The organism is Curvibacter sp. GW821-FHT01G03 (genome assembly GCF_059422285.1).
The window spans coordinates 191,726-216,847 of the sequence record NZ_JBWKWP010000011.1 but is presented as its reverse complement, the minus strand read 5'-3'; the positions used below and the strand labels follow the sequence as shown (position 1 = coordinate 216,847).

Annotated in this window: 23 protein-coding genes; 9 read left to right on the top strand and 14 right to left on the bottom strand. The window is 66.0% G+C overall.

Annotated features, from left to right (window positions below; genetic code table 11):
* Nucleotides 1-6 precede the first annotated feature (6 nt).
* The 3 genes from AC07VS_RS17810 to AC07VS_RS17800 all read left to right on the top strand — a co-directional run bounded on the left by AC07VS_RS17810 (nt 7) and on the right by AC07VS_RS17800 (nt 2,861).
* Nucleotides 7-279: a hypothetical protein gene (locus AC07VS_RS17810; protein ID WP_492345360.1), complete on the top strand. Its 273-nt coding sequence runs from the start codon at nt 7-9 to the stop codon at nt 277-279.
* A gap of 158 nt (nt 280-437) precedes the next feature.
* Nucleotides 438-1,490 carry a P1 family peptidase gene (locus AC07VS_RS17805; protein ID WP_494751612.1) on the top strand — a complete coding sequence of 351 codons (1,053 nt, stop codon included), beginning with the start codon at nt 438-440 and terminating at the stop codon, nt 1,488-1,490.
* A 9-nt stretch (nt 1,491-1,499) separates the two neighbouring features.
* Nucleotides 1,500-2,861 (top strand): TAXI family TRAP transporter solute-binding subunit, encoded by a 1,362-nt coding sequence (locus AC07VS_RS17800; RefSeq protein ID WP_492345358.1) that lies wholly within the window; start codon nt 1,500-1,502, stop codon nt 2,859-2,861.
* 32 nt (nt 2,862-2,893) lie between these two features.
* Here AC07VS_RS17800 and AC07VS_RS17795 read toward each other — a convergent pair whose 3' ends face one another.
* Together AC07VS_RS17795 and ettA are read right to left on the bottom strand one after the other, a co-directional pair.
* Nucleotides 2,894-5,461: a DUF1631 family protein gene (locus AC07VS_RS17795; protein WP_494655664.1), complete on the bottom strand. Its 2,568-nt coding sequence runs from the start codon at nt 5,459-5,461 to the stop codon at nt 2,894-2,896.
* 79 nt (nt 5,462-5,540) lie between these two features.
* Complete coding sequence (ettA, locus tag AC07VS_RS17790) at nt 5,541-7,202, bottom strand: energy-dependent translational throttle protein EttA (RefSeq protein ID WP_492345356.1); 1,662 nt, start codon at nt 7,200-7,202, stop codon at nt 5,541-5,543.
* 231 nt (nt 7,203-7,433) lie between these two features.
* On the opposite strand from ettA, the gene AC07VS_RS17785 reads away from it, so the two are divergent.
* Entirely contained in the window at nt 7,434-9,257 is a 1,824-nt protein-coding gene (locus AC07VS_RS17785) for a DEAD/DEAH box helicase (RefSeq protein ID WP_494751611.1), read from the top strand.
* Nucleotides 9,258-9,265: 8 nt separating this feature from the next.
* Nucleotides 9,266-10,321 (top strand): endonuclease/exonuclease/phosphatase family protein, encoded by a 1,056-nt coding sequence (locus AC07VS_RS17780; RefSeq protein WP_494751610.1) that lies wholly within the window; start codon nt 9,266-9,268, stop codon nt 10,319-10,321.
* 25 nt (nt 10,322-10,346) lie between these two features.
* Here the strand turns inward: AC07VS_RS17780 and AC07VS_RS17775 are convergent, their stop codons facing one another.
* Nucleotides 10,347-10,766, bottom strand: coding sequence for a cupin domain-containing protein (locus AC07VS_RS17775; RefSeq protein WP_494751609.1), 420 nt, complete (start codon nt 10,764-10,766; stop codon nt 10,347-10,349).
* Nucleotides 10,767-10,857: 91 nt separating this feature from the next.
* On the opposite strand from AC07VS_RS17775, the gene AC07VS_RS17770 reads away from it, so the two are divergent.
* Entirely contained in the window at nt 10,858-11,661 is an 804-nt protein-coding gene (locus AC07VS_RS17770) for an SDR family NAD(P)-dependent oxidoreductase (RefSeq protein WP_492345352.1), read from the top strand.
* Nucleotides 11,662-11,677: 16 nt separating this feature from the next.
* Here AC07VS_RS17770 and AC07VS_RS17765 read toward each other — a convergent pair whose 3' ends face one another.
* Nucleotides 11,678-12,181: a MarR family winged helix-turn-helix transcriptional regulator gene (locus tag AC07VS_RS17765; protein WP_492345351.1), complete on the bottom strand. Its 504-nt coding sequence runs from the start codon at nt 12,179-12,181 to the stop codon at nt 11,678-11,680.
* Nucleotides 12,182-12,234: 53 nt separating this feature from the next.
* Here AC07VS_RS17765 and AC07VS_RS17760 point away from each other — a divergent pair, with 53 nt between their 5' ends.
* Complete coding sequence (locus tag AC07VS_RS17760; protein WP_492345350.1) at nt 12,235-12,828, top strand: PaaI family thioesterase; 594 nt, start codon at nt 12,235-12,237, stop codon at nt 12,826-12,828.
* 57 nt (nt 12,829-12,885) lie between these two features.
* Nucleotides 12,886-13,332: a lactoylglutathione lyase gene (gene gloA, locus AC07VS_RS17755; RefSeq protein WP_494751608.1), complete on the top strand. Its 447-nt coding sequence runs from the start codon at nt 12,886-12,888 to the stop codon at nt 13,330-13,332.
* Nucleotides 13,333-13,370: 38 nt separating this feature from the next.
* Here gloA and AC07VS_RS17750 read toward each other — a convergent pair whose 3' ends face one another.
* From AC07VS_RS17750 to AC07VS_RS17705, 10 genes are all read right to left on the bottom strand, one after another.
* The gene (locus AC07VS_RS17750; protein ID WP_494751607.1) at nt 13,371-14,633 is read right to left on the bottom strand and encodes a type II toxin-antitoxin system HipA family toxin; all 1,263 of its coding nucleotides are present in this window, start codon (nt 14,631-14,633) and stop codon (nt 13,371-13,373) included.
* 16 nt (nt 14,634-14,649) lie between these two features.
* Complete coding sequence (locus AC07VS_RS17745; protein ID WP_494655659.1) at nt 14,650-15,192, bottom strand: helix-turn-helix domain-containing protein; 543 nt, start codon at nt 15,190-15,192, stop codon at nt 14,650-14,652.
* A 158-nt stretch (nt 15,193-15,350) separates the two neighbouring features.
* On the bottom strand, nt 15,351-16,814 hold the full coding sequence (locus AC07VS_RS17740) for an N-acyl-D-amino-acid deacylase family protein (RefSeq protein WP_494751606.1): 1,464 nt from the start codon (nt 16,812-16,814) through the stop codon (nt 15,351-15,353).
* Entirely contained in the window at nt 16,804-17,712 is a 909-nt protein-coding gene (locus AC07VS_RS17735) for a MurR/RpiR family transcriptional regulator (protein WP_494655657.1), read from the bottom strand. The genes AC07VS_RS17740 and AC07VS_RS17735 overlap by 11 nt, the downstream gene beginning before the upstream one ends.
* Nucleotides 17,713-17,724: 12 nt before the next feature.
* Nucleotides 17,725-19,029 carry an alanine racemase gene (locus AC07VS_RS17730; RefSeq protein ID WP_494751605.1) on the bottom strand — a complete coding sequence of 435 codons (1,305 nt, stop codon included), beginning with the start codon at nt 19,027-19,029 and terminating at the stop codon, nt 17,725-17,727.
* Nucleotides 19,026-20,012 (bottom strand): ABC transporter ATP-binding protein, encoded by a 987-nt coding sequence (locus AC07VS_RS17725; RefSeq protein WP_492345343.1) that lies wholly within the window; start codon nt 20,010-20,012, stop codon nt 19,026-19,028. The genes AC07VS_RS17730 and AC07VS_RS17725 overlap by 4 nt, the downstream gene beginning before the upstream one ends.
* Nucleotides 20,009-21,070, bottom strand: a complete 1,062-nt coding sequence (locus tag AC07VS_RS17720) for an ABC transporter ATP-binding protein (protein WP_492345342.1) — start codon at nt 21,068-21,070, stop codon at nt 20,009-20,011. Before AC07VS_RS17720 ends, AC07VS_RS17725 begins: the two co-directional genes overlap by 4 nt.
* On the bottom strand, nt 21,067-21,939 hold the full coding sequence (locus tag AC07VS_RS17715) for an ABC transporter permease (protein ID WP_494655655.1): 873 nt from the start codon (nt 21,937-21,939) through the stop codon (nt 21,067-21,069). Before AC07VS_RS17715 ends, AC07VS_RS17720 begins: the two co-directional genes overlap by 4 nt.
* On the bottom strand, nt 21,936-22,886 hold the full coding sequence (locus tag AC07VS_RS17710) for an ABC transporter permease (protein ID WP_492345340.1): 951 nt from the start codon (nt 22,884-22,886) through the stop codon (nt 21,936-21,938). The genes AC07VS_RS17715 and AC07VS_RS17710 overlap by 4 nt, the downstream gene beginning before the upstream one ends.
* A 14-nt stretch (nt 22,887-22,900) precedes the next feature.
* The gene (locus tag AC07VS_RS17705; protein WP_494751604.1) at nt 22,901-24,499 is read right to left on the bottom strand and encodes an ABC transporter substrate-binding protein; all 1,599 of its coding nucleotides are present in this window, start codon (nt 24,497-24,499) and stop codon (nt 22,901-22,903) included.
* A gap of 109 nt (nt 24,500-24,608) precedes the next feature.
* Between AC07VS_RS17705 and AC07VS_RS17700 the strand changes: the two genes are divergently transcribed.
* Nucleotides 24,609-25,010 (top strand): RidA family protein, encoded by a 402-nt coding sequence (locus AC07VS_RS17700; RefSeq protein WP_492345338.1) that lies wholly within the window; start codon nt 24,609-24,611, stop codon nt 25,008-25,010.
* Nucleotides 25,011-25,122: the final 112 nt, after the last annotated feature.

The window sequence follows — 25,122 nt, the reverse complement described above, 5'->3', positions numbered from 1 at the left end:
GCCCCCATGACGCCATCCCATCAACTTGACGCCCTGACCTCCTTGTTCGACAGTTTGCGCAGCGGCAGCCTGTCACCCCACGAGTTCAGCCACCAGGCCCGCCTTTTCGAGATCTTGCTGGCCGCGCTGCCCCCCGCATTTGGCGAGGTTCTGGGGCAGTTGCTGGACCGGCTGGAGTCTTCGGCCCTGTTCTCGGAAGAGAGCTGCTCGTTCAGCCAACAGGGCCTGATCGACCACCTGCAGGTCTGGATCGACAAGGCGCGCAGCCGCCTGGCCTGAGCTGGCCCAATGCGCCGGCCAGCCCGGTTCGCGAAAATGGGCGGCCGGTCGGGCGCCTTGGGCAAGTCGTGGGCGCCTGAGGCACGCAGGGCTTGCCAGCCACCTGCGCCCATAATCGGGCGCTGCCTTTCATCGCCCTCGCCCCCCAGCCACACCGAATGACCCAAGCCGTCCGCTCCCCCCTCCCCACCCCGGCCACCTTGCGCCGCCGCCACCCTGGCAGCATCACCGACGTGCCCGGCATCGAGGTGGGACATTTCACCGACCCGCGCCGACCCACCGGCTGCACCGCCATCCTGGCCCGCGAAGGTGCGGTAGCCGGTGTGGACGTGCGCGGCGCGGCCCCTGGCACGCGCGAGACCGACTTGCTCGACCCCTCCAACCTGGTTCAGCAGGTGCATGCCATCGTGCTGGCCGGTGGCAGCGCCTGGGGGCTGGAGGCCGCCACGGGTGCCGTGCGCTGGCTGGAGGAGCAAGGCGTCGGCTTCAACGTGGGCGTGGGTCGCCTGCCCATCGTGCCCTCGGCCGTGCTGTTCGATCTGCTGGTCGGCGACATGCGCATCCGCCCGGACGCGGCTGCGGGTTACGCGGCCTGCGCGGCGGCCGGCACCCGACGACCTGCCGAAGGCAACGCCGGCGCCGGCATGGGCGCCGCCGTGGGCAAGATCTTCGGCATCGACCGGGCCATGAAAGGGGGCGTGGGCACCGCTTCGTTGACCGTGGCCGGGGTCACGGTGGGCGCTTTGGTCGCCTGTAACGCGCTGGGGGATGTGATCGACCCCGACACCGGCGCCGTCGTCGCCGGCGCCCGCACCCTGAACGGAAAAAATCTGCTGGACAGCCGACGCGCCCTGCTGCGCGGCGAGCCACCCAAACCTTTGCTGCCTGGCACCAACACCACCCTGGCCGTGGTGGCCACCGATGCCCCCCTGAGCAAGACCCAGGCACACCGGCTGGCCGTCTCAGGGCATGACGGCCTGGCCCGGGCCATCAACCCGGTGCACACCCCCTCGGACGGCGACACCGTGTTCGCATTGGCGACCGGGCGTGCCGCCAGTTCGCCGGGCATGATGGTACTGGCCACCCTGGCTGCCGAAGTGACGGCCCGCGCCACCTTGAACGCCGTGCTGGCAGCCCGTGGCCTGACCACGGCAGAGGGCCTGCACCTGCCTGCGGCCGCCGATGTGTACCGGCCACGCCGAGCACGCTGAGGAGTCGCCATGTCCAGCCTGTCACGCACCCTGCGTTATTACCTGCTCACCCTGCGCGACCTGCTGGTGTCTGCGGGGCCCATCGCTCTGTTGCCCGTGCTGTTGCTCGGGCTGGCCTACTGGTGGCTCAACCCCAACCCGCCACGCGAGGTGACCCTGGCCACCGGCCCAGCCCAGAGCGCTTACGAACGCTTTGGCAAGGCCTATGCCGAGGCCTTGGCCCGCGAAGGCATCACCGTGCACTTGCTACCTTCCGAGGGCTCGGCCGCCAACCTGCAGTTGCTGGCTGAAGGTCGCGCCGACCTGGGTTTTGTACAGGGCGGCACAGCCTCGGCCGAGACCGCCGACGACGACCAGGCCCTGGTGTCGCTGGGCAGCCTGTTTGTCGAACCGATCTGGGTGTTTTACCGGCCCAGCGCGACAGCCGCAGAGCAGGCCAGCAGCAGCCGCCCACTCAACAGCCTGGTTCAGTTGCGTGGCCTGCGCGTCAACGTGGGGGCCCCCGGTACCGGTGTGCCGGCCTTGATGAACCAGATGCTGCAGGCCAATGGCCTGGACCCGGCCAAACTCAAGCTGTCGCACCTGGCCCAGACCGAGGCCACGGTGGCGTTTCTGGCGGGTGAACTGGATGCGGTGGTGTTTGCCTCGGCCCCCGAATCGGCCTTTGTGCGCATGCTGCTTCAGACCCCCGGCGTGCAGTTGATGAATTTTGTGCAAAGCGAGGCCTATGCACGGCGCTTTCCCTACCTGAGCCCGGTCACCCTGCCGCGTGGCATGGTGGATCTGGCACGTGACTTGCCGGGGCGGGACCTGCGCCTGGTGGCCTCGACCACTTCGCTGCTCGCCCACGAAGACACCCACCCGGCCCTGCAGCAGCTGTTTGCCCAACAGGCCTTGCGCCTGCATGGCGGGGCGGGCTGGTTCAACCGGGCGCGCGAGTTTCCCAATCTCAACCACAGCGAACTGCCGCTGAGCCGTGAAGCCGAGCGCGCCTACACCGAGGGCCCGTCGATCCTGCAGCGGCACCTGCCCTTCTGGCTGGCCAACCTGGTGCAGCGCATGGCCCTGGCCCTGGGCGTGATCGTGGCCATCGTGCTGCCCTTGAGCCGGGTGGTGCCACCGCTGTATACCTTCCGGGTGCGCTCACGGGTGTTCCGCTGGTACGGGCGCCTGCGCGACATCGAAGGCCGCTTCGACCGCCAGGAAGCCGATGCGCCCAGCCTGTTGGCCGAGCTTGACGAGGTGGAACAGCAACTCAGCCACATCCACCTGCCCCTGTCCTACACCGACGAGTTGTACGCGCTGCGCAGCCACCTGCTGTGGGTGCGCCGCCGCCTGAGCGGCGAGCCCGTGCCCAGCACCACCGCCTGAGCACGAAACAGGAAAAGCACCACAGGCCCCCCTCAGCCTTTGTCAGGCCGGGGATCTGAGGCCGCGTCGGCCCCGGGTGTGGAGACAGTGTTGCGCAAGGCGGTGCGGGCCACTTCGTCCAGGGCCCCAGCCACCACAGGCTGGGTGCTGAGCACGCGCATCAGGCCCTCGCGCATCATGCGTTCGCGCATGCGCCGGGTCATCGACTGGGTACTGCCATCGGGGCGGGTGAACAAAAACAAGGTGCCATGTGGGCTGGCCCAGGTCAGCTGGGTGCGTTGCCAACCTTTGCCCGTGTTCATCTCGACCCAGTTGCCCAGCTCCAGGGCCGGCATCGCTTCGTTGATCAGGGGCGGCAACAGGGGCGGCGCATCGTCCTGGGCAGGTGGCTCGGACGGCAATGTCAGGAACCCGGAGTCCCGCGCCTCTTGCGGCGCCAGCCAGGCCGGGTTGTCATCCAGTTCAATGGCTTCGGGCCTGCCCGGTGGCGGCTCTGAGGGGGCCTTAGGCGCAGTGGACGGCAGTTCAGCGGGGGCCGGCGGCGGCGGCAGCACACCCGTGCGGTAGCCCGCCTGGTGCAGCACGATCAGCTTTTCCAGAAAGGCGCTGGTCTGCACCGGCGGGTAGTCGATGGTCTTCAGCCCCTCACGCAGGCGGCCCAGCAGGCTGGGAATCAGCCGCGTCAGACGCCCCGGGTTGCGTCGCGTGAGCACGGGCTGAGCACTCCACAGCAGTTCGTCAACCAGCGCGAGGTAATGCCCAGGGTCGCCCTCAGAAGCCCGCTCGCCCAACCGGGCCTGCGCCATCACCTGTGCCCACGGGCCCAGCAGGAACTCACTGACCTCGGCAGGAACCTGAGCCAGGTCCGGCAGGCCCTTGATCTCCTGGCGCATGCGGATCGCCAGCAGATTGCGCTGCTCGGCATGCAGCAAGGCCTTCACCGCCAGATCACGCTTGCGGCGCTCAGCCTCATGGTGCTCGTTCCAGGCACGCTCCAACTCCTTGAACGCCACCTCGAACGGACCCGGGCCATCCATGGCGGCCTTGCCCAGCATCGCCACCACCTGGTGCACCGGGGCCATGAAAGCCTCAAAACCCGGTGCGTTCTCGTTCTCGAAAGCCAGGCTGCGCTGGGTCAGTTCGTCGAGCAGGCGGCGCGCCGGATGGGCCTTGTCGCTGAAAAAACGCTGATCCACCACCACCAACTGGGCCAGTGGCGTCTCCAACTCACGCACGGTCTGGCGCACGACCTGTGGCAGCCGTGTGTCGCGGGTGATGTTGTCAATCATCAGGGCGACCACCTCCAGCGCCACCAGCGGCCCCACCTCCTGACCTTGTCGGCGCAGTTGTTCACGCAGTTCACGCACGCTGATCGTGCGCCCTGCCGGAGCCACCGCCCCCTGGCGCTGGGCCAGGCGCTGCAGAACCTGGCTCACCTCACGTTCGTTGCTCAAGGCATCGAAGGCTGCCGGCAGCGTGCTGTCGAAGTCAGTGTGGTTCACCTCATCCGGCTCGCCCTCAAACTGCCGCTCGAATTGCTGGGCGAAGCTTTCCAGCCGCGAGGCATCCGGCCCGGCGCCACGGCCCGCCGCTCCCCGGCTGTTGCCATCGCTGGCCAGCAGGCGGCGCAACTGATCAACCGTCAGCGCACTGGCCTCGTCCGCGTCACGCGGCCCCAGGGGGCCCGGCAGAGACTGTGGCAAGGCATCCAGGTAGAGCGGCGGAGCCCCCGCGCCACTGCGGCGTGGCGGCACCGATCCGCCTGCGGTGGCAGAGCGATCAACGGACGAACCCGCCCGCACCGCCGGCCCGCCCTGCCCCCGGCCCACGCCGGTGCCGGCCCCCGGGCCTCGAGCAACGCTGCCAACACCCGCTGAGGGCGGGGCCGCGGCGGGCAGCACCTCCGGCACATAGACCGGTCGGTTGCTGCCCTCCTGCTGGGCAACCGTGTAAAGCGCCGGTTTGATGCCACGCTGGTGCAGCTTGTGATTGAGAAAGCGGTAGAAATCGTTGAGCTCTTTGCCCAGCAGACTGCACATCTGCTGGGTCCAGACCATGCGCACGGCCGCCGACACGGGCACGCTCTCCAGCGAGTGCTGAAGGGCACGCAAATACATTTCTGGCCGGAAGGGATTGCGCTCGGGAATCACCACCGGCAGGCCCTGCAAGGCGCAGCTCAAGGTGTTCAGCTCGGGCAAGGTGGGGTCCACGGCGTGCAGGGTCATCTGCAAGGCCCGCGCCAACTCCACCCGGCTTTGCACCTGATCCTCGTCCATCAGCTCCAGCTGATCGAACTTGAGTTGCATCAGCGACTGGCTCTGGGATTTTTCCGTTGTCGCCTGCGGCGACTCCAACAGCCCCTGGTTGACGCGGGTCACAAAGCCGTCGACCAAGACCCGCTGATGGCGCCCCAATTCATCGATGGCCGCGGTGACCGCGTTGCGGTCGGTGAAGCTGCGCCCGGTGCTCTCGCGCTGACGCAGGTTGTGGCGGGTGAAATCGACCAGCTTCTCGATCAACAGGCGCGCCTCACGACGCGCATCTTCCAGACACTCCTGAAGCACGGCAGAGGGCGGGCTGCTGGGCGGCTGGGCGGACATGGGTAGGCTCCTAGGGTGCAGCCCGGCCCGACACAAAAACGGGGCCATGGGGCCCCGTCATTGTTTCAGTTTTTTACGCTTATTTCAGTGCCTTGAATCGGACACGCTTGGGTTTGGCGCCTTCTTCACCCAGACGCTTCTTCTTGTCGGCTTCGTACTCCTGGTAGTTGCCGTCGAAGAAGTTCCACTGGCTGTCGCCTTCGGCCGCCAGGATGTGGGTGGCGATGCGGTCCAGGAACCAGCGATCGTGGCTGATGACCAGGATGGTGCCCGCGAATTCGAGCAAGGCATCTTCCAGGGCGCGCAGGGTTTCCACGTCCAGGTCGTTCGAGGGTTCGTCCAGCAACAGCACGTTGCCGCCGGCAATCAGGGTTTTGGCCAGGTGCAGACGGCCGCGCTCACCACCCGACAGCAGACCCACCTTTTTCTGCTGGTCGCCACCGTTGAAGTTGAAGCGACCGCAGTAGGCGCGGCTGGCCATCTGGAACTTGCCCACGGTGAGGATGTCCAGCCCACCGGACACGTCTTCCCAGACGGTCTTGTCGTTGGCCAGTTCGTCGCGGTTCTGGTCCACATAGGCCATCTTGACAGTCTGACCCACCACCACTTCGCCCGAATCGGGTTGCTCGCGGCCGGCGATCATCTTGAACAGGGTCGATTTACCGGCGCCGTTCGGGCCGATGATGCCGACGATGGCACCCGCCGGGATGTTGAAAGTGAGGTTGTCGATCAGCACGCGGTCACCGAAGGACTTGCTGACGTTCTTGAACTCGATCACCTGGCTGCCCAGGCGGTCGGCCACAGGAATGAAGATTTCCTGAGTTTCGTTGCGCTTCTGGTATTCGTAATCGCTCAGTTCTTCGAAGCGGGCAATGCGGGCCTTGCTCTTGGCCTGACGGCCCTTGGCGTTCTGGCGCACCCATTCCAGTTCTTTCTTGAGCGCCTTGGCACGGGCTTCTTCGCCCTTTTGCTCGGACTCCAGGCGAGACTGCTTCTGGTCCAGCCAGGTGCTGTAGTTGCCCTTGTAGGGAATGCCGTGGCCCCGGTCGAGTTCCAGAATCCACTCGGCGGCGTTGTCCAGGAAGTAGCGATCGTGGGTGATGGCCACCACGGTGCCCGAGAAGCGGGCCAGGAACTGCTCCAGCCAGTCGACCGATTCGGCGTCCAAGTGGTTGGTGGGTTCGTCGAGCAGCAGCATGTCGGGCTTGGACAGCAGCAGGCGGCACAGCGCCACGCGGCGCTTTTCCCCCCCCGAGAGCTTGCCGATCACGGCATCCCAGGCCGGCAGGCGCAGCGCGTCGGCCGCGATTTCAAGCTGGTGGTCGGAGGCGTCGCCCGCGGTGGCGATGATGGCCTCCAGCTTGGCCTGTTCGGCGGCCAGGGCATCGAAATCAGCGTCTTCCTCGGCGTAGGCGGCATACACCTCTTCGAGGCGCTGCTGGGCGGCCTTGATCTCTCCCATGCCGCTTTCAACCGACTCGCGCACGGTTTGTTCTGGATCGAGTTGGGGCTCTTGGGGCAGGTAGCCGATCTTCAGCCCGGCCATGGGGATGGCTTCGCCCTCGATCTCCTTGTCGATGCCGGCCATGATCTTCAGCAGGGTCGACTTGCCCGAGCCGTTCAAGCCCAGCACGCCGATCTTGGCGCCCGGGAAGAAGCTCAGCGAAATGTCCTTCAGGATCTGACGCTTGGGCGGCACGATCTTGCCGACTCGGTTCATGGAAAAAACGTATTGGGCCATGTTCTGCTTTGATGGAAAAAGTGACGATTCAATCCGTGATTATCGACTCATGCGACAATCCCCCTCGTTGCGCTCACCAGTAAACGCAACATCAGCGATCTGCTGCGGGCCAGAAGGGCCTGAACCAAGCCCTTGCCTGACCCACCCTGAAGTTCATCTGCCTAGACTGGCCCAGCGCTGCCAAGCGCCTGGACAGGCCGATTCCCCAGTGCCCGGCAAGGGCACCACACCATGACTTTTGACGATCTGAACCTCGCTCCGGCGATTCTCAAAGCCGTTAGCGAACAAGGCTACGAAAACCCAACCCCGATTCAGGCACAGGCCATTCCCGCCGTGCTTGAAGGCCAGGATCTGCTGGCAGGTGCCCAGACTGGCACCGGCAAGACCGCCGCTTTCACCCTGCCCGTGCTGCACAAGCTGAGCCTGGGCAACCGTGCCACCAACCGCACCGGCGGCATCGGCATCCGCGCCCTGGTGCTCACCCCCACCCGCGAACTCGCGGCCCAGGTGGAAGAGTCGGTGCGCGACTACGGCAAATACCTGCAACTGAGCTCGGCCGTCATCTTCGGCGGCGTGGGCATGAACCCGCAGATCAGCACCCTCAAGCGTGGCGTCGACATCCTGGTGGCCACACCGGGCCGCCTGCTCGACTTGCAACAGCAGGGTCACCTGGACCTGTCCAACGTGCAGATCCTGATCCTGGACGAAGCCGACCGCATGCTCGACATGGGCTTCATCCACGACGTGAAGAAGGTGCTGGCCCTGGTGCCCAAGGAAAAGCAGAGCCTGCTGTTCTCGGCCACCTTCAGCGACGAGATCCGCGACCTGGCCGCCACCTTGCTGCGCAACCCGCAAAGCATCCAGGTGACCCCGCGCAACACCACCGTGCAACGCATCACCCAGGTGATCCACCCGGTGGGCCGCGGCAAAAAGAAAGCCCTGTTGACCCACATCATCCAGGAACACAACTGGAGCCAGGTGCTGGTGTTCACCCGCACCAAGTTCGGCGCCAACAACGTGGCCGAATACCTGACCAAGAATGGCATCAAGGCCATGGCGCTGCACGGCAACAAGAGCCAGAGCGCCCGCACCCAGGCCCTGCAGGGCTTCAAGAGCGGCGACATCCGCGCCCTGGTGGCCACCGACATCGCGGCCCGCGGCATCGACATCGATGAACTGCCGCACGTGGTGAACTACGAAATCCCCAACGTCAGCGAAGACTATGTGCACCGCATCGGCCGCACCGGCCGCGCCGGCGCCAGCGGCGAGGCCGTGAGCCTGGTCTGCCTGGACGAAGAAGGCTTCATGCAGGACATCGAGCGCTTCACCAAGCAGAACATCGACGTCAAGATCATCGACGGCTTCGGGCCCGAACCCGGCGAGCGGGCCGAACCCATCGCCATGGGCCGCCAGACCATCTGGGGCGGTGCTGGCAAGCCGCCGAGCCGTGAAGTCATGGCCGCTGCGGCCAAGGCCGCGCGCGCCGAAATGATGCAGCGCATCCGCGAGAACAAAGCCGGCCAAGGTGGCGGCAACGGTGCCGCCCAAGGCAATGGCAATGGCAATGGCAATGGCGGCGGTGGTCGTGGCCAAGGCGGCGGTGCTGCCGGTGGCGGCCAGCGCAACGGCAACGGCCAAGGTCAAGGCCCCCGTGGTGGCCGCCCGGCCCGCGACGGCCAGGGTGAAGGCGGTGGTCAACAACGCGCCCAGGCGCCGCGTCCGCCACGTGCCCCGGGCCACGGCCAAGGCCCACGTGGCCCCCGCCAAGGCGGGGGGGGAGGCGCTGACCGATTTGAAAGCCAGGCCGGCGTTCGTCATGACGCCTCGGCCGCACTGGCCAGCCTGACCGGCCGTGCCGTGCCCGCGCAGCGCAGCACGCCTGCGGGCCAGCCCGACCCGATGCGCACCAGCGTCGACAGCATGGCCGATCGCGGCCGGGGCGGCCGCGGTGGTCGCGGCGGCTTCGGTGGTGGCGGTGGTGGCGGTGGCCGCTCCGGCGGTGGCGGTGGCTTCGGTGGCAACCGCTCCGGCGGTGGTCGTTCGTTCGGTCGTTGATCGGCGCCATGTCGAAAGACCTGGCCCCCCCTTCCGGCTCCTCCGGCAGCACCCGGTACGCCACCCTCTCGGTGGCGACCTGCAATGTGCTCAACCTGGCCAACCCTGGCCGGGTTTACTACCCCAACCAAGACCCCTATACCCAGCACGAGTTTGAACACAAACTCGCCTGGCTGGGTGAGCGCTTTGCCACGCTGAACGCCGACATCCTGGCGGTGCAAGAGGTGTGGGACGAGGCCGCCTTCAAAGGGGCGATCCACCGCAGCAAGCTGCACTACAACGAGATCCGCGTTCCCGGTGCCGAGAACAACGCTCACCAACAGGGGGCCAGCGGCACACCCCGGCTGGGCCTGGCCACGCGCCTGGGGGTGGAAGAGATCCGTTCGCTCACCGACTATGCCCTGCCCCTGGCCCTGGACATCCCGGGCTGCGGCGTGCACGGGCAATTCGAGCGCCCGCCTCTGCTGGCCGTGTTGCGCATGAAGCATGGGCAGCGCATCCGCCTGCTCAATGTGCACCTCAAATCCAAACGCCCGCGCTTCCTGCTTGACGAGCAAGGCCGGTCGCTGGAAGACCGTGACGACCCCAAGATCATGGCCTTGGCCACCTTGCGCTCGCTGATGATGCGAGGGGCCGAGGCCGCCGCCTTGCGCGGCTTGGTGGTGGACCTGCTGAACACCGACAACGCCCCGCTGGTGATGGTGGGCGACTTCAACGACAGCCCGACCAGCGTCACCACTCAATTGGTGGCGGCCACCTCCGAGGTGGCCTACGACAAGTCGGCACGCCGCCTGGCCTTGTTCAATGCCTACGATGTGCAAAGCGAGATGGCACTGCGCAAGGACGTGGCCTATTCCCACATCCACCAGGGCCGCCCCGAGGTGCTGGACCAGATCCTGGTCAGCGAGGGCTTTCTGGCCGAAGGCCGTTTCAGCCTGGGCGATGTGCGCCGCATCCAGTACTTCACCGACCACCTCAACGAGGGGCACAGCCGTACCCGGTCCGACCACGGCTTTGTGCGCGCGCTGCTGCGCCTGCGCCTGCCCGAGGATTACCGGCCCTGAGGCCAGGGCCTTCGGGCCCCCAAGCTCAGTCGCGCAGGAACACGGTCACCAGAGGATCCGGGCCCACCTGCCGGCTCCAATGGCCGTGCACGACAGGGTCAAACACCGCGCCTGCCGGCAAGATGTCGGCCGAGTAGAAGTGCTGCCCGGGCCCGAACACCCGCGAGACCCCGCCCTGCAGGCCGATTTCCATCTGCCCCTGCAGAATGAACACCCACTGTGGCTCACCGGTGCAATGGAAATCACTGCGGAACCCCACCGGGCTGTGGCGCAACTGGTAACCCTGGGCACTCATGAAGGGGCTGAGTTGCGAGGCCGGCTTGCCTTCGCTCAACGGCAGCGACTCTTCGTGAAAATAGGCACGGCCATCGGCGCCGGTGGCCAACACCACGCGGGTGAAACTGGACTGGCCGCTGGCGGCATCGGTTTGGATCAAGGGTGACATCTGAAAGGGAGCCCGGAGGCTGAAATGAGCGCCGAGCATAGCGCCTGCGGGCCCGGTCCAGCGCAAAAGGACAAGCTGTTAGCATGCCCCGATGACTTCTCACAACGCTTCCATCTCGTTCGGCCTGCAAGGCCGTGTGGCCATCGTCACCGGTGGCTCGCAAGGCATCGGCGAGGCCTGTGTGCGCCGCTTTGTTCGTGAACAGGCCCAGGTCGTGATCGCCGACGTGGCCGATGCCCGCGGTCAGGCCCTGGCGGCCGAGACCGGCGCCCTGTATGTGCACTGCGACGTCAGCCGCAAGGCCGACGTTGAGGCCCTGGTGGCGGCCACACTGCAGGCCCATGGCCGCATTGACATCCTGGTCAACAACGCCGGCATCTTCAAGGCCGCCGATTTTCTGGACATCACCGAAGCCGACTTCGATGCCGTGCTCGACGTCAACCTCAAGGGCGCATTCCTGGTCGGCCAGGCGGTCGCGCGCGCCATGGTGCAGCAGGCCAGCACCACCCCCGAACGGGCCCCCGGGTCGATCATCAACATGAGCTCGGTCAATGGCGTACTGACCATTCCGACCATTGCCAGCTACAACGTGAGCAAGGGGGGCATCAACCAGCTCACCCGGGTGATGGCCCTGGCCCTGGCCGATCAGGGCATCCGCGTCAATGCCGTGGCCCCGGGCACCATCGCCACCGAACTGGCCGCCCAATCGGTGCTGACCAGTGACGAGGCCCGGCGCCGCATCATGAGCCGCACCCCATTGAAACGCCTGGGCACGCCTGAAGAGATGGCCGACGTGGTGGCCTGGCTGGCCAGCGATGCCTCCAGCTATGTGACCGGCGAGATCGTCGTGGCCGACGGGGGCCGCATGACGCTCAACTACACCGTCGCTGCCTGAACCCCGGGCCTGACGCTCAAGCCCCGGCTGCCTGCTCAGCCGCCACCGGCTCGGCGGCCGGCTCGACCAGAAGTTCCATGCAGTCGTCGATCAACCCGTGCAATGCCACCACGGTGGCCTCGCCCAGCATCTCGTTCAGGCCGAGTTGGGCCACCTTCCAGAGTGCCTGGGCTTCACGTCGTTTTTCCCGCCCGGCCTCGGTGATGTGCACCAGGCGACTGCGGGCATTCTGACCCGGGCCCAGCAGCAGCCAGCCCGCGTCCATGAGCGGGCGCAGATTGCGTGTGAGCGTTGAGGCATCCATGGCCATGCTGCGCGCCAGCTCGGAAGGCTGGATGGGTCCCAGCCGATCCACCGTGCTCAACAAGGAATATTGGGTGGTCTTCAAGCCGCAAGAACTCATCTGCGCGTCGTAATGCTGGGCTACCTGTCGCATCAGGCGGCGCAGCTTGAAATTCGTGCAGCCCTGCGGACGGGCTGTCGCGTCCTTGACAGTTTCGGAGGGGGTGCGCTTGTTCATGAGTTCATTGTATTTGCAATAATTGCATCTGCAATATTTAACGGAGTTCGACCATGCGCACTGCCAACCCACCCAGCAGCCACGCCGACGCCCATCCTACGGCAGACTCTGCTGAAGCCACGCTGCAGCGCTGGCTGCAAGAAGAAGCCGCCATCCGCGCCCAACTGGACCAAGGTGCCGGCCCCGGCGTGGCCCGCCCCGAGCAGATCGCCGGCAAGACAGGCCTGCAGCAGATGCAGGCCATGCTGGAAGGCACCCTGCCCTATGCCGAAATCGCAAGCACGCTGGATTTTCTCATCATCGAGGCCACCCAGGGCCGCGCCGTGTTCCAGGGCACGCCCCGACAGCAGCACCTGAACCCCATGGGCACGGTGCATGGGGGCTGGTTTGCCACCCTGCTCGACTCGGCTCTGGGTTGCGCGGTGCACACCTGCATGCTGCCCGGCCGGGGCTACACCACGGCCGAACTGGGGGTGAATCTGGTCAAGGCCATCACCCCCAAGATCAGCCGGGTGCGCGCCGAGGGCCGCGTCATCCACTGCGGGCGCCAACTGGCCACGGCCGAGGCGCGTCTGGTGGGGCCTGATGGCACCTTGTACGCCCATGCCACCACAACCTGCCTGGTGTTCGACCTGCCCCCACGCTGAACAAGGCAGAAAGCCGCAGAATAAGCACCTTGTCTTTGCCTTTTGATGGACCCCCGAATGCGGTTTCTGCACACCATGCTTCGCGTTGGCAACCTCCAGCGCTCGATTGACTTCTACACCCAGGTGCTGGGCATGCAATTGCTGCGCACCTCGGAAAACCCCGAGTACAAGTACTCGCTGGCCTTCCTGGGCTACGGCCGCAACCCCGAACACGCCGAACTGGAGCTGACCTACAACTGGGGCGTGGAAAGCTATGAGCTGGGCACGGCCTACGGCCACATTGCCCTGGGCGTGCCCGACGCCTACGCCGCCTGCGACAAGATCAAGGCCGCCGGTGGCAACGTCACGCGCGAGGCCGGCCCGGTCAAGGGCGGCAGCACCGTGATCGCCTTTGTGACGGATCCGGATGGGTACAAGATCGAGTTGATCCAAAGACCACCAACAGCTGACGCCAAGGGCCAGCGCCCGCAGGCCCAAGAGACCGATCCGCTGCGCAGCGCCTAGCAGGCAGGCAGGCAGGCAGGCTACGCCTGCCTGAGCCATCAAGGCGACAGCGCGAGTTTGAACGCACCGGCCATCCACAGCTGCTCGCGATCAGGAATTTTCAAACCCTGGGCGATCGCCGGCCACTGGCTCACGACGTTTTTGCACCGCAAGATGATCTCGTCCGCCTGTTTCAGTGAGACTCGAAAGTAGCCAGCAACCGATCGGGCCAGCTCAAGATCAAGCGAGTTGTCGGTTGGCCCCACATTGAGCTTCAAGCCCAACGAGTCCGGGACAGGGTTCATGTCGTAGACCTCGGACAGCCGCCAGCCCTTGCCTGGAACCCAGATGAATCCGTGGTTGCGCAGGTGATCGTCGGTGTTGGACACCAGCATGTTGAACACGATCCGGGTCCACAACTCGCGCAAGTCAGCGGCTGGCTGGCAACCCTGCTCGATCAGCACCCGTGCGATCTCCAAATAGCTCACCCCCGTCGACGCGTCTTCACCATCGAGGTGCCCTGTCAGCGTCATCGCAGAGGCAAAGTGCAGCCTCCCTTGCGGCGTGCGATCAAAGCGCTTCACCAAAAAGGTGTGATGCGCACTCGCAAACCTGCGCCCCAGGCTGGTGGCAACGCGCAGGCCGCACGCCTTGGCCAGGGTCTGAAGCACCAATTCCCAGGCCCCGACGTCGTGCTCGTCTCGAACGCTGGGAAATTTCGCAATCCATAGCTGGCCTTGCGGATCGACCACACTGGCCTTGGGACGCGCACCGCCCAGAGAACCGCCGGGCGCGATCAACAGGCGCAGCCAGTCGTCAGCCGCAGCGGCTGTGTTGTCCTCGTCACGCTCCAATGCCAGGCTGGCCGCCTCCAATTCGCGCAGTTTGACGAAGGGTGGTGCGGCGCTTCCGTGCTGGTTGTCCAGAAATTCGCCTTCACCGTCCAGCTTGAAACGCAGCGCCCCTGAGCGGTAGGTGTCGTGCACGCCCAACAGGTAGTCCGACTCGTACAAACGCACCGTCTTGTCGACGGTGCCGGCGCGCTGAGCTCTCTCAAGACGCCGCCGCATCAGCACCCGCCCCCATCGATCGGGGCTCGAATCGGCGAAGACACCAAAAATCTCATGCCCTTGCGGTGGGTGCTGAGGTCCTTCGAACAGCCCCAGCCGCGGATCCAGGTGCAAGCCCTGAAAACCGCGGTCAGCCAATGCGGACGGCTCAAAGGCGAACTCGAACACTTCACGCCCCGCGCCACGTCGGGCGTACAGCCATCCAAGCCGCGTCGGCCCATCGAGCCCCACCCAATCCGCGTAGACGGCCATGGGGGTGCTCATGGGATCAGCAGCCTGCCTTAGCAGGCGTGACAGCCTTGGCGATGAGGCTGGACAGCGCATCGGCACTGGCGAAGTCGCCGTGCTCGATCCAGCCCTCAAGGTCTGCCTCGACGGCCGGCGTGGGCCCAGCAGGCTGACCGGGTTCTGTCTGAGCTGAGGGAATCGGCGGCCCCAACTGAGACCGACCTCCATCGCTTGCTGAGGAATTGGACAATCGCCTCGTCAGCGGTCCGGCAATCCGCCGTGTGGCACTGACTGCGGGGTGTAGCCGTGCGTCCTGCAGCGCTCGCCCAAGGGGATCGGCCCTTGCCAAAAGATCGAGATCGCCTTCAATACCAAGCACCTGCATGACCGCAAGGTAGGCCCCCATGGTCACGCCGGCGCCTCCGCGTTCAAGGCTGCGCAAAGTCATCGGAGACATCCCGGCACGCTCAGCCACTTGCTTTGCCGAAAGCTGCCTTCTCAGCCGTGCAAGCCGCAGGCGCTCCCCAAACTGCCGAAGCAGCTCGTCAACAGACGGGAGGAGCGGGGCAGTCTTTTTAGCCATGGTGAAGTTATTTTGCCGTAATGGCTCAAAAATCGCCAAAATATTTACACATCCAAGGAATGGGAGCGGCACCAACAGGCCGGCGGCCGATCGGGCTTGCCAGCCCCAAGGGAAGCCCCTTTTCCCGACGCCGCCCTCCGAGGCCGATCAATTGCCCCTCATTCAGCCCTGCGCGGCAAAAAGCGGCCGGCACGGGCCCGTTCCTGAGCCTCTCCGCCCACAAAACTCAGCACGCCATTGACCCACACCTGCTCAATGCCCTCGCTGAACTGCTGGGGCTGCTCGAAGGTGGCCCGGTCACGCACCCGGGCCGGGTCAAGCAGCACCACATCGGCATGGGCACCTGGGCGCAGTTCACCCCGATCGGCCATGCGGAAACGGCGTGCCGACAGGCCAGTCATCTTGTGGATCGCCAACTCCAGGCTCAGCATCCCGGTGTCGCGCCAATAGCGGCTCAGCACGCGTGGAAAAGCCCCCCATAGCCGCGGGTGCGGACGTTCGTCGTGGGGCAAGCCGTCTGAACCGATCATGGACAGCGGGTGGGTCACCACCCGATCCACGTCGTCCTGATGCATTTGAAAATAGCAGGCGCCGCCGGGCATGAGGCGCTCGCAGGCCTGCACTTGGCTCAGGCCCCATTCGCGGGCAATGTCTGCCAGGTGCCGGCCCGCCATCTCGGGGTGCGGGACGCTGCCGGTGATGAGAATGTCAATGACACCATCCACCAGATCGCTGCGCAGCACGGTCGAACCGGCGGTGTAAGGGTAGACGTCCAGACCCAGTTCCTGCTCGCGGGCCAAGGACTCCAGCAGGGGCAGGGTTTCACGGGTGCGGCCCCAATTGGCCGGGCCGGCGCATTTGTGGTGCGAGATCACCAGGGGCAAACCGGCCTGACGTGCCGTGCCCGCGGCCTCCAGCAGGGCGGGCAGGATGGCGTCGAGCTCATCCCGGATGTGGGTGGCATACACGCCACCAGCCCGGGCCGCCACGCTGGCCAAGGCCACCAGTTCGTCCTGATCAGCGGCATAGGCTTCCTGGTAGAACACCCCGGACGAAAGCCCCAGTGCCCCCGCGGCCATGGCGTCTTGCAGATCGGCCTGCATGGCAGCGCGTTCTGACGCATTGGCGGGCCGGCTCAGATCATCCATGTGGCGAATGCGCAGCGCGCTGTGCCCCACCAGGGCGGCCACATTGACGGCGGGCTGCGCCTGCCCCACGGCCGCCGCATAGTCGCTCATGCGCGGATGCCGAAACTGATGCGGGCCGAGCAGCTTGAGCAGGCCCGGCGGCTCCTGGCTGAGCACCGGCACCAGTGAAATCCCGCAGTTGCCCACGATCACCGTGCTCACGCCCTGGGACAATTTGGGCAGCATGGCCGGGTGATCCAGCACCGCCGCATCGTCATGGGTGTGGACATCGATGAACCCGGGGGCGAGCACCCTGCCCCGGCAATCCACCTCGCGGCAAACCGGATGGTCGGCCAGCAGGGCGGGCGGGACCTGGCCCACAGCCACCAGCCGATCGCCCACGATCAACAGGTCGCCCACATAGCCCGCGCGGCCCGTGCCGTCGACGATCAGGCCCTGGCGCAACAAGGTGGCATCGGCTCGATCAGTCGGCATGGCGGCGCTCATCGGGGTTCATGCCGATAAATTCGGCACTGTCAAAGCCATGCTGCTCCAGCAGTTGCCGGAACTGCTGCAGGCCCTGGGTGGCCACCGGGCCCATTTTCTGGGCCAGGCGCACGGTCAGGATTTCGATCATGACGAGGTGAGCCAGGTAGGCCTCCGTGCCCACCCGCATGACAGCGTCCGGCGGTACCGACACATCGAGCAGCAGGTCGGCCATGTCCGCCAAAGGAGTTCCGGGCTGGGTCAGTGCCACCACGGTGGCACCGCGCGACTGGGCAAAGCGGGCGGCCTCCAGGGTGTAGGGCATGCGCCCCACATGGGACACGACAAAGGCCACGCCTTGCGGCCCCAGGGTGTGCGCCGACACCAGTTGCTGATGCGCATCGAAAATGGCATGGGCCGGCCGCCCCAGGCGGAACAGCCGGCTTTGCAACTCGCTGGCCATGAAGGTCGAAGCTGCCCCCACCGAGTAGCAATCGATGCGTGAGGCCGCAGCCAGTTTTTCCACCACCTGGTCCATCCGGTCGGGGTTGATGCGGCGCCCCAGATCGGTCAGCGACGACACCGCCGCATGGATGATCTTGCTGGCCACGTCCGAGCCCGAGTCCTCGTTCAACACCGAGCGATGCAGGTGCGACCCCGTGACCGCCAGGTCTTGAGCCAGGCTGACCATGAACTCGCGCACCGAGTCGTGCCCAAAACTGCGCGCCGTGCGCACGATGGTGGGCATGGACACACCCGCCTGCTGGGCCAGTTGCTCGACCGTGGCGGCCACCGCAGCGCGGGGGTCAGACAAAACCAGTTGCACCACACGGCGTTGGGCCTCAGGCAGGTCAGCCTGCCGATCACGCATCTGCCGCAGCAGGCTGGGGTGGGTAAATTCAGACATTCGCCGGTGGCCTCAAAAATGGGTGCTGATGGCAGAAACAACGCGCCCCTGCTCGTCGAGCATGGGCATCCAGCGCCATTTGTCGAACGTGGTGCAGGGATGTGAGATCCCCAGGGCCACCCGATCACCCACCACCGGGCAAGGGCCAGCGGGATCGAAACGCAGGTAGGCATGGTGGTCGTTGAGGGAGTCGATGCGCCAATCGGCCGGTACCGCCTGTGCCTGCAGCAGGTTGCGCACGCCACGAGCGGCGATGCGCAAGGGCACGGGCATCTCCAGGTCGTAGGACAGATCCCGGCGGCCACAGGACAGCAAGGCCAGGCCCGGCTCAGGCACCGACTGCACCAAGGCCCACACGGTCAGGGCGGGCTGCAGCGAATCCGCCAGGCCCTCACGCTGCTCCAGCAGCTTCAAAAAGCGCTGGTAGTTGCCATGGTCATGGGTGATGTAACAGCCTGAGCGCAGAACACCCCACACCGGGCGCGACAGGCCTTGCGCCTGCAACAGAGGCAAGACCAGATCAAACACCGCCGAGCCCCCTGCCGTCAGCAGGATCTGGTCGCCCGCCAGCAGCCCCTCCGAATCGCAGGCCCGTGCGATGGCCAGCACCCGGCGCACCAGATCGGTGACCTCACGGCTGTCGTGGGCGTTGTCACCGATGGCCGCGCCGCCCTCGTAGCACTCGATGCCCCCCAGGTGCACGGCCTTCGAAGCCGCCAGGGCGCGCGCCAGGGTCAGCGCTTCTTCCAGGCTACGGCAGCCGGTGCGTTTACCGGCAATGCCCACCTCCAGCAGCACATCGAAAGGCTGCACCGCGCTGCGGCGGGCAGCCCAGTCTTCGATCAAGGCAAGTTGGGCGATCGAGTCGACCAGAAACCAGACCCGCAGATCGGGGTGCTGCCCCCGCAGGGCCTGCAAGCCATCGAGATCGGCATCGGCCAGAACCTGGTTGGCAATGATCACCCGTCGGGCCCCTGCCGCCACGCCCACGGCCGCCTGATAGACGGTGGCAAAGGTCAGGCCCCAGGCACCCGCCTGCAGTTGCAGGGCGAACAGTTCGGGTGACAAACTGGTCTTGCCATGCGGCGCCAGATGCACCCCGCGGTCGTTGGCGTAGCGCTGCATCCAGGCCAGGTTGTGGCGCAAGGCGGCCTCGCTCAACACGGCCATCGGGTAAGGCAGGTCGTCGTTCAGCAATTGCCAGTTCAGCTGGCCCAGCGCTGCAGCCGGTGTGGCCGGTGCGGCCTGGGGAAAGTTTTTGTAGCCCCCTGTCAGGGTGAAGCCAGCCAACAGGGTGTCGGGAATCAAAGAGCTCATTCATCTCTCCAGCAAGCCGTCCAATGGCCTGCGGACACTTCGCGCAAGGGGGTTGCAGATTCGGCACAACGGGCCTCAGCCTGCGGACACCGGGTACGGAACACGCAACCCGAGGGGGGATGGGCGGGGCTGGGCAGATCACCCTTCAAGGGGGTGATCGTGCGGCGCTGCGTCGGATCCAGCACCGGGGCCGCCGCCAACAAGGCCTGCGTGTACGGGTGCCGGGGGCGACTGTACAGCGTGGCCGTGGGGGCCATCTCCATCACCCGCCCCAGGTACAGCACCACCACCCGGTCGCAGAGATATTCGACCACATCCAGGTCGTGTGAAATGAACAGCAGCGTCAGGCCCAGCTGCTCTTTCAGGTCGCCCAGCAGGTTGACCACCTGGGCCTGGATGGACACATCCAGGGCCGACAGGGGCTCGTCGGCCACGATGAACTCCGGCTGCACCGCCAGCGCACGGGCAATCCCGATGCGCTGACGCTGGCCCCCCGAAAACTCGTGGGGCAGGCGATCGGCATGTTCGGGGCGCAAGCCCACCTGCTGCAGCAGCTCCTGGATGCGCGGCTCGCGGGCCGCACCGCGGGCCAGCCCATGGGTGTCCAGGGCCTCGCCCAGCACCTGGCGAATGCGCATGCGCGGGTTCAGGCTGGCATAGGGATCCTGGAAGATGATCTGCAGCCGGGCGCGCAGGGGGCGATAGGCCGCCGCACTCAAGGCGGCCAGGTCGGTTGGACCCTGCTGGCTGTCCTGGTAAAGCATTTGTCCGGCGTTCGGGTCGAGCAGGCGCGTGATCAGGCGCCCGATCGTGCTCTTGCCCGAGCCCGACTCGCCGACCAGGCCCAGGGTCTCGCCCCGAGCGATTGAAAAGCTCACATCGCTGACGGCCCGGACCGGATGCGGCCCGGCGCCAAAATGCTTGCTCAGGCCCCGGATGTCAAGCAAGGGCGGCGCTGCGTGGGGATTCAAGATCGTGCTCATGCCGTGACCTCGCGGTTGGAAAGGATGCACCGGGACTGCCGCTGCCCGCTCAAGGCCCGCAACTCGGGCACCTGCAACTCGCACGCGGCCTCGCGCTGGCTGCAGCGCGGCCCGAAGGCACAGCCCGGCGGCGGCGCCAAGGGGCTGGACACCTGGCCCGGGATGGCCACCAGGCGTTGCCGCCCGCCTGCCTGGCCTGCCAACGCCGTGCCTGCCCGTTCGGCCTGGCGCCGCGCCATGCCGGGCAGGCAGGCCAGCAGCCCCTGGGTGTAGGGGTGGGTCGGGGCACCAAACAGGGCCTGCACGGGGGCCGACTCCACAATGCGCCCGGCATACATCACGGCCACGTGATCGGCGTACTGCGCCACCACGCCCAGGTTGTGCGTCACGAACAGCATCGTCATGCCGGTCTGCTGTTGCAGTCGCCCCATCAAGGCCAGGATCTGGGCCTGAATGGTCACGTCCAGTGCTGTTGTCGGCTCATCGGCAATCAGCAGGCTGGGTTCACAGGCCATGGCCAAAGCGATCATCACGCGCTGACGCATGCCGCCAGACAGTTGATGCGGGTACTCGCCCAAGCGTTGCGCAGCGGCTGGGATCTCGACCCAATCCAGCATTTCACGCGCTCTGGCCAAAGCGGCCCGCCGATCCAGCCCCTTGTGCAGGCGCACCGATTCGGCGATCTGCTCGCCCACCGTCAGCACCGGGTTCAGGCTGGTCATGGGCTCCTGAAAGACCATGGCCACCTCGTTGCCCCGCAAGCGCCGCATCTCGGCCTCGGGCAGGGCCAGCAGATTGACACGCTGTCCATCACGACGCACAAACCAGGCTTCGCCGGCCACTTCGGGACGAGCGCTGCGTGCATGCAGCCCCATCAGCGACAGACTGGTCACCGATTTGCCGGAGCCCGACTCGCCCACCAGGGCCAGGGTCTGGCCGGCCGGAATCTGAAAAGACACGTCGGCCACGCTCTGGATGCGCCCCTCGGGCGTCCCGAACGAGGTGGACAGACCCAGCACCTCCAGACGTGGCTGGCAACTCTCAAGCGGCTTGTTCATGCGGCCTTCCTCAGTTTGGGGTCCAGCAGATCGCGCACGCCGTCACCCAGCACCTGCAGCGACAAGGCCGTGAAGACAATGGCCAGACCCGGATAAAGAATCACCCAGAGGGCACGGTCGGCATAGTCGATGCTGCCGGCGATCATCGTGCCCCAGGTCGGGATCTCGGGCGGCACGCCCACCCCCAGAAACGACAACCCGGCCTCGCACAAAATGGCATAGGCAAAGATGAAAGTCAGTTGCACCAGGATCGGCGAGGCCAGATTGGGCAGGATGTGGCGCCACAGAATCCAGGGTGTGCGCACCCCCAGGGCCCGGGCCGCGTCGATGAACAGCAGCTCCCGCAGCACCAGGGTGGCGGCCCGCACCACGCGGGCGACCCGCGGGGTGTAGACGATGACCAGGGCCAACACCACGTTCCACAGCGAAGGCCCCAGAATCGCCACCAGCGCAATGCCCAGCAGGATGTCCGGGAACGACATCATCGCGTCCACCAGTCGCATCAGAGGCGCATCAAGCCGCCTGAAGTAGCCGGCCAACAGGCCCAGCAAGGTGCCCAGCACCACCGCCCCTGCCGCCGTCACCGAGCCGATCAACAGCGAGAACCGGGCCCCATGCACGATGCGCAGCCACACATCACGGCCCAGTTCGTCGGTGCCTGCCCAATGCACGGCTGACGGGGCTTGAAGGCGCGCGCTGATCTCAATGGCACCGGGGTCGGCGCTCGACAGGACCGGCCAAACCGAGGCCACCGCCACCACCACGCCCAGCAACACGGCCGCCAGCAGCACCACGCGCCTGCGAAACAGGCGCCCCAACACCTGACGCCAGGCCGAGGCCGGGCTCCCCATGGCTTGCAAGGTCGTCATTTGGCCTCCAGGCGAATGCGCGGGTCGACCACGGTGTACAACAGGTCGACCCCCAGGTTGATCAAGACATACACCGCAGCGATCACCAGCAAGGTGCCCTGAATCACGGGGTAATCGCGACGCAGCACCGCACGCACCACCAGATTGCCCACGCCCGGCAGGTTGAAAACCGTCTCGGTCACCACCGCCCCGCCAATCATCAGCGCCAGCGTCAACCCCAGCACGGTGACGATGGGCACCAGGGCGTTTCGCAGCACGTGGTGCCACAGAATGTGGTGTTCGGGCAGGCCCTTGGCCCGCGCCGTGCGCACATAGTCCTCTCCGAGGATGTCGAGCACCGAGGCCCGCGTGAAGCGGATGATCAAGGCCGAGTTCAACAGCCCCAGCACCAGGGCTGGCAGCACCAGGTGGTGCAGTCGCTCCAGCAGGGGCGTGTCGGGGTCGCCATAGCCCGAGGCCGGAAACCACCCGAGCTTGACGGCAAAGAACTGCATGAACAACAGCCCCAGCCAGAAGCTGGGCACGCTCGCCCCCAACATGGCCACACCACTGAGCAGCTGGTCGGCCCAATGCCCGCGCCAGACGGCGGCCACCGTGCCGCAGGGGATGCCGATCAGGGCCGCCACCAGCACGGCAAAACCGGCCAGGAACAAGGTGGGCTCGGCACGTTCCAGCAAGGCCTGGGTCACCGGGCGTTGCAGAAACAGCGACTCACCCAGGTTGCCCTGGGCGACCTGGGCCAGCCACAGCAGAAACTGGGTGCCCAAGGGGCGATCCAGCCCATACTCGGTGCGCACGCGGGCGATGTCGGCCGCCGTGGCCTGATCACCGAGCAACAGGGCCACCGGGTCGCCCGAGGCGAGCCGGGTCAGCAGGAAGACCAGCACCGCCACCAGGGCGAGCACCATCAAGGCACCGGCCAGACGCCGGATCAGAAAGCGAAGCATCTTGAGGCCCCTGTTCAGCCCAGTCGCACGTTGCAGAAGAACGGCCAGACCAATGGCACATAGCCTTGCAGCTTGCTCGAACGCGCCGACAGGGCATTGAACTTGCCCAACTCCATGAACGGCACCTCGTCATAGACCAGTTGCTGCACGCGCCCCCAGAGCGCCGCGCGCTTGCCCAGGTCGGCTTCCTGGTTGAAGGCCGCCAGGTGCTGTTTTTTGGCCGGGCTGTCCCACCAGCCTGGGGCATCGTCGCCCATCTGCGGCGGCGAGACCATGGGCTCCGGGAACAGCCCAGAGTGCGTGAAATACACGTCCCAGAGTTTGGGATCGTTGCGACGCTGCACCAGCGTGGCCCAGTCCACCACCTGCAGCTCGGTCTTGAAACCCGCCTTCTTGAGCTGTTCGGCCAGCACCAGCGCCATGTTGTAGTGAAACTCGTACTGCCGGCTGGCCATGATGCGGATCGGCTGCCCGTTGTAGCCGGCCTTGGCCGCCTGATCGCGCGCCTGTTGCGGGTTGCGCTCGTTGTACAGCGTCGCGCCTGCGGTCGAGAAATACGGTGTGCCCTTGGGAAAGAAATTGGGCTCAACCGCAAAAAATCGCCCATCACCAAAGCCCGCCGCCAGCATCTCGCCGCTGCCAGAGGCCGTTTGCACCGCCCGGCGCAAGGCCTGCGAGGCCAGCACACCCTCGCGGGTGTTGAACACCACGTACGGAAAGCCGAAGTTGGGCGTGAGAATGGCCTGCACGGCGGGCGCCCCCTTCTCCAGGCGCCCCATGGCCTCGACCGGCAACAGATCGGAAAAATGGAATTGCCCGGACAAGGCCCCTTCGACGCGCGTGTTGGCGTTGGGCACAGGCACAAAGCGCAGCTCATCGATCAGGGCCTGACGACGGCCGGCATAGCCGTCGGCCGCCTCACTGCGCGCGGCGTAGGCCGCGAACTTCACCAGCACCGTGAACTGATCGGGTCGGCGCTCCTTGAAGCGGTAGGGGCCGGTGCCAATGAACTCCTTGAGTTGAGGGGCCAGGCTCTCCTTGGGCATGACGGCGGCCATGGCCCCAGGCAAGGCCAATTGGGCCAGCAAGGGGGCATAGGGGGCCTTCAGTCGAATCTCCACCGTCAAAGGCCCGGTAGCCGTGAGCGACGCCACCTCTTTGGCCACCGCCTTGCCCCGGGCGGCCAGCTCCATCCAGCGCTGCAGCGACGCCACCACATCGCCCGAGTTCATCTCGCGGTCGTTGTGAAAGCGAACGCCTTTGCGCAAGGCGATGGTGTAGGTCAGCCCATCGCGCGAGACCTTGGGCAAGGCTTGCGCCAGCATGGGCGCCACGTTCCAGCGCGAATCGAAGGTGTAAAGCGGCTCATACACGTGCTGCATGAGGGTCGCCACCAGGTCCGACGAGCTGAGCATCGGATCCAGGCTCTGAGGCTCGGCCACCATGGCCAGGTTGACCGCACTGATGCCCTGGGCCTGCGCCACGCCCATCGTGGAGGACAGCCCCCCGAGCACGGCAGCGCCCGCCAGGCCCAGGCAGGTTCGCCGGTCGAGCAACGGGCCCGGGAGCCCGTGAGAAACATGAATGCTGGCTGAGTCTGGACACTGAGTCATGGCGCCTCCAAGTAAAGTTATTACAATATTAACGAACGAAGCGAAAATAACACCCAGTATTTCCACCTACTTCGCTTTGTTCATGTAAATTTCTTACAAATGCTAACGGATGATTACCTCTTCACGTGTCGAAATGTTGGGTCAGGCACCCTTGGCGTCAGATCGTCTGGCCCGCCCTCTTTCACCCGCCACCCGCGCCGGTGACTTTGTTTTTGTATCGGGCCAGGTGCCTACCGATGACAAGGGCCAGGTGATCGTGGGCGGCATTGAAGACCAGACCCGCCAGGTCTTCAAGCGGGTTGAGGAGGCCCTGGCACTCGCCGGTGCCACGCTGCAGGACGTCGCCAAGGTCAGCGTCTGGCTGGCCGATGCCCGTGACTTCGGCAGCTTCAACAGGGTCTATATGGAGTGCTTTGGTGAGCACCGTCCCGCCCGGTCGACGGTTGAATCAAGGCTGATGATCGACGCCAAGGTGGAAATCGACGTCACCGCCTACAAACCGCAGGCTTGAGCGCGAGAGCCGCCCACCTGTGGGGTGGCGGCTTCAGGTTCGTCGTGCCGGGCCCTTCACGCAGGGGCCCGGCAGCCTGCCTGGCGTGTGGCCCGCGCAGGCCACACGCCAA